Annotated in this window: 3 protein-coding genes; 1 reads left to right on the forward strand and 2 read right to left on the reverse strand. The window is 72.0% G+C overall.

What is annotated here, in order from left to right:
- On the reverse strand, window positions 1-838 hold an 838-nt coding region (locus ACWDS7_RS47250), incomplete at its 3' end, for an ABC transporter substrate-binding protein (RefSeq protein ID WP_451934640.1).
- 210 nt (window positions 839-1,048) lie between these two features.
- On the opposite strand from ACWDS7_RS47250, the gene ACWDS7_RS47255 reads away from it, so the two are divergent.
- Window positions 1,049-2,152 (forward strand): alcohol dehydrogenase catalytic domain-containing protein, encoded by a 1,104-nt coding sequence (locus ACWDS7_RS47255; protein WP_451934642.1) that lies wholly within the window; start codon window positions 1,049-1,051, stop codon window positions 2,150-2,152.
- A gap of 3 nt (window positions 2,153-2,155) precedes the next feature.
- Here the strand turns inward: ACWDS7_RS47255 and ACWDS7_RS47260 are convergent.
- Window positions 2,156-3,737 (reverse strand): MMPL family transporter (locus ACWDS7_RS47260; protein ID WP_451934641.1); only part of this gene is annotated, 1,582 nt, incomplete at its 5' end.

Raw genomic sequence — 3,737 nt, forward strand, 5'->3', positions numbered from 1 at the left:
CGGACAGCAGGCCCCGGTATCCGGCCTTCTTCAACGCGGCGTACAGGCCGGTGTTGAACTTGGTGCCGGCGATGATCGACACCACCAGGTCCGGCGGCCCGCCGCCGGCCGAAGTCATGATCTTGTTGACGTAGGGCAGCCAGTCCGGCGGCGGGGCGGCGGCGGGCAGGCCGGAGTTGAGGCCGGCCAGCGTGAAGCCCGCAGCCTGGAAGGACTGGGCGATGGTCCGGCCGCCGTATTTGCTGCCGCTCGAGTCGGTCGTCTGGATGTAGACGGTCTTGCCCGCGGACCCGCCGATCAGCTCGGCCATCTGGCTGCCCCACCAGGTCTGCGAGCCCGCGCCCTGCTTGGGGGCGAGGCAGCCGTTGTAGCCGAAGCCGGTCCGCGTGCCGCACCACTGCGGCCCCGTCGCCCAGCCGAACCACGGCACGCCCTGCTGCTCCAGGAAGGTCGCGCCGCCGAAGTTGGGCGCGTGGACCGGCACCAGCGCGAAGACCTTGTCCCGCTGGACCAGTTTCTTGGCCGCCGCGTCTCCCTTGGCGGCGTCCTGGCCGTCGTCCTCGGCCCCGACGAACTCGATCCTGCGGCCGTGCACGCCGCCGGCCTCGTTCGCCCGCTGGAACCGGGCCCTGGCCCCGATCTCGGCGTCCTTGGTGGAGTAGCCGCTCGCGCTGGTCTTGGTGAGCACGCCGCCCACCGTGATCGTCGTGTCGGTCACCCCGGCCGCCCCCGCCGCGCCGGAGGCGCCGCCGGGGGTCCGCTGCCCGGCCGCGCAGCCGGCGGCGGTGAGCGCCGCCGCGGTCACCAGGCCGATGAGTCGCACTGCCTGCCGTCTCATGGAACACCCCCTGCCGTGCCACGCGGCCGCAGACCCAATTTGGCCTAGCGCTCGCTTGGTTTCGTCAGCGTAGATTTGGCGCTTCCGGGGTGTCAATGGAGCGGCGCCCGGCAGTTGCGACGCCAATTTGAGCCAAGCAAATGTTTGCTTATGAACCTGGTCCGGGCTAGCGTGCGGAGCGCACAGGTCTTCGGCGACGGGAGCGGACTGATGTTGATGCGCGCGGCCGTGCTCACCGAGTTCGGGGCGGCGCTGGAGGTCCGCGAGGTCGAGATCGCCGATCCCGGGCCGGGCGAGGTCCGCGTCAGGATCAGGGCGTCCGGGGTGTGCGGGTCGGACATCAAGGCACTGGACGGCAAGAGCCCGGTGGTGCGGCGGCTCCCGTTCGTCCTCGGCCACGAGAGCGCGGGGACCGTGGAGAGCGTCGGCGCCGGCGTGACCGGCGTCAGACCGGGCGATCATGTGATCATCGCGATGAACGGGGCCTGCGGGCGCTGCCGCAACTGCGGCGCGGGCCACTTCCACCTGTGCGGCGGGCCGGCCCGGACGGCCGCCATCATGGGCACGATGCGCGACGGCACCACCCGGATCAGCGTGGACGGCCACGACGCCCGGACGATGATCGGCATCGGCTCGTTCGCCGAGTACGCCGTGGTCAACGAGCCGATGTGCGTGAAGATCGCCGAGAGCGCACCGTCCGACACCATGTGCCTGCTGGCCTGCGGGGTGATCACCGGCGTCGGCGCGGTGCTCAACGTGGCCAGGGTACGGCCGGGCTCCAGCGTGCTGGTGGTCGGCTGCGGCGGCGTCGGGCTGAACGTGGTCCAGGGCGCCGCGCTGGCCGGGGCCACGACCATCATCGCCGCCGACGTGGCCGAGTCCAAGCTGAAGCTGGCCGAGGAGTTCGGCGCCACCCACGCGATCCTCTCCACCGACCTGCCCCGGCAGGTGGGTGAGATCGTCAAGGGTGGCGTGGACTACGCCTTCGACGTCACCGGCGTGCCCGAGGTGCTCGGCAGCGCCTTCGCCGCCACCCAGCCCGGCGGCACGACCGTGATGGTCGGCAGCCCGCCCCAGGGCCGGCCGCTCACCATCGAGCCCGGCCTGCTGTTCGCCTCCCGGCGGCTGATGGGCACCCAGGGCGGCGACGCGGCCCCGCTCCGCGACCTGCCCATGCTCGCCGAGCAGTACATGCGCGGCCGTCTCGACCTCGACCGCCTGGTCAGCGAACGCGTGCCGCTGGAGGAGGTCAACGAGGCGATCCGCCACGTCCGCGAGGGGACGGTGGCCCGCAGCGTCATCGTCTTCGACTGACGCTCAGCCGTGGCCGGCGCCGACGAGCTCCTTGCGCGGGCCGTCGGCGGGCTCCTCCTCCTCGTGCCCCTCGACGGAGAGGTTGGGCAGGATCCGGTCCAGCCACCCGGGGCACCACCAGTTGAACCTGCCGAGCAGAACCATGGTGGCGGGGACCAGGAAGCCGCGGATGATGGTGGCGTCCACCGCGACCGCCACCGCCAGGCCGACACCGAAGATCTTGACCATCGGGTCGGGATAGGCGATGAAGGCGACGAAGACGGCGACCATGATCAGGGCGGCGGAGGTGATGACCCGGCCGGTGGTGCCCAGGCCCTCGGCCACCGCCCTGCGGTTGTCGCCGTGCCTCAGATACGCCTGCCGTACCGCGGTGAGCAGGAAGACCTCGTAGTCCATCGACAGGCCGAACAGCACCGCGAACAGCATCAGGGGGATGTAGCTGTCGATCGGCACCGAGAAGAACAGCGTGGCCAGGTAGGAGTCGTCCACGCCGACCGGTGGGTCCATGCCGACCAGGCCGCTGCCCAGGCCGAGGGAGAAGACCAGCGAGAGCGCGCCGAACGCGGCGCCGAGCGAGACCAGGTTCATCAGCGCGGCCTTGATCGCGACCACCGGCGACCGGAACGCCAGGAGCAGCAGCAGCGCGCTGAGCAGCACCACGACGCCGACGACCAGAGGGGTGCGGTCGGCGATCCTGGTGCTCGCGTCGGACATGGCGGCCACCTCCCCGCCCACGTGCACCCGCGCCCCCTCGACCCGGATCGCGCGCACGTCCTCGACCACCCGCAGCGCCTGCGGATCGCTGGGCGCGTACTCGGTGACGGCCTGCACCAGGGCGGTGGTGCCGTCGTCGTTCAGCACGGGCTCGCCGACGTGGGCCACCCCCTCGACCGCGCCGACCTCCTCCTTCAGGATCTGGAGTACGGCGGGCGCGGGGTCGCGGTCGACGGCCCTCTCCTCAAGGGAGGCGACCACGATCAGCGGACCGTTTATCCCCGGCCCGAATCCGGCCTGCATGAGCTCGTAGGAGCGGCGGGCGGCGGTGTCCTTGTCGCCGTAGCCGTCGTCGAGCGGGCCGAGCTTGAGCGCGAGGGCGGGCGCGGTCAGGGCGGCGAGGACGGCGACGCTCAGCGCGAGGACGCTCCAGGGCCGTCTGGCCACCCAGGCGCCCAGGGCGCTCCAGCCGGAGGCGTCGTCCGCCCTCCTGCGGCGGCCCACGAAGGGCAGCCGCAGCGCGTTGACCCGGTGCCCGAGCAGGCCGAGCAGGGCGGGGACCAGGGTGATCGAGGTGAGCACGGCGCAGACGACCGAGATACCGGTGATCCAGCCGAGCGTCTGCAGCATGGGGAAGCCGCCGAGCAGCAGCGCGCTGAGCGCGATGATCACTGTGCCGCCGGCGAACACCACCGCGCCGCCGGAACCGGCGGCCGTCCGGCGTACGGCCTCGCGCACCGGCACGCCGTCGGCCAGCAGCTTGCGGTGCCGGCTGAGCAGGAAGAGGGCGTAGTCGATACCGACGCCCAGGCCGATCATCGTCGCCATGATGGACGCCTGCTTGGGGACGTCCACGATGTGGCCGAGCAGG

The sequence above is a fragment of the Streptosporangium sp. NPDC003464 genome, from assembly GCF_053588315.1.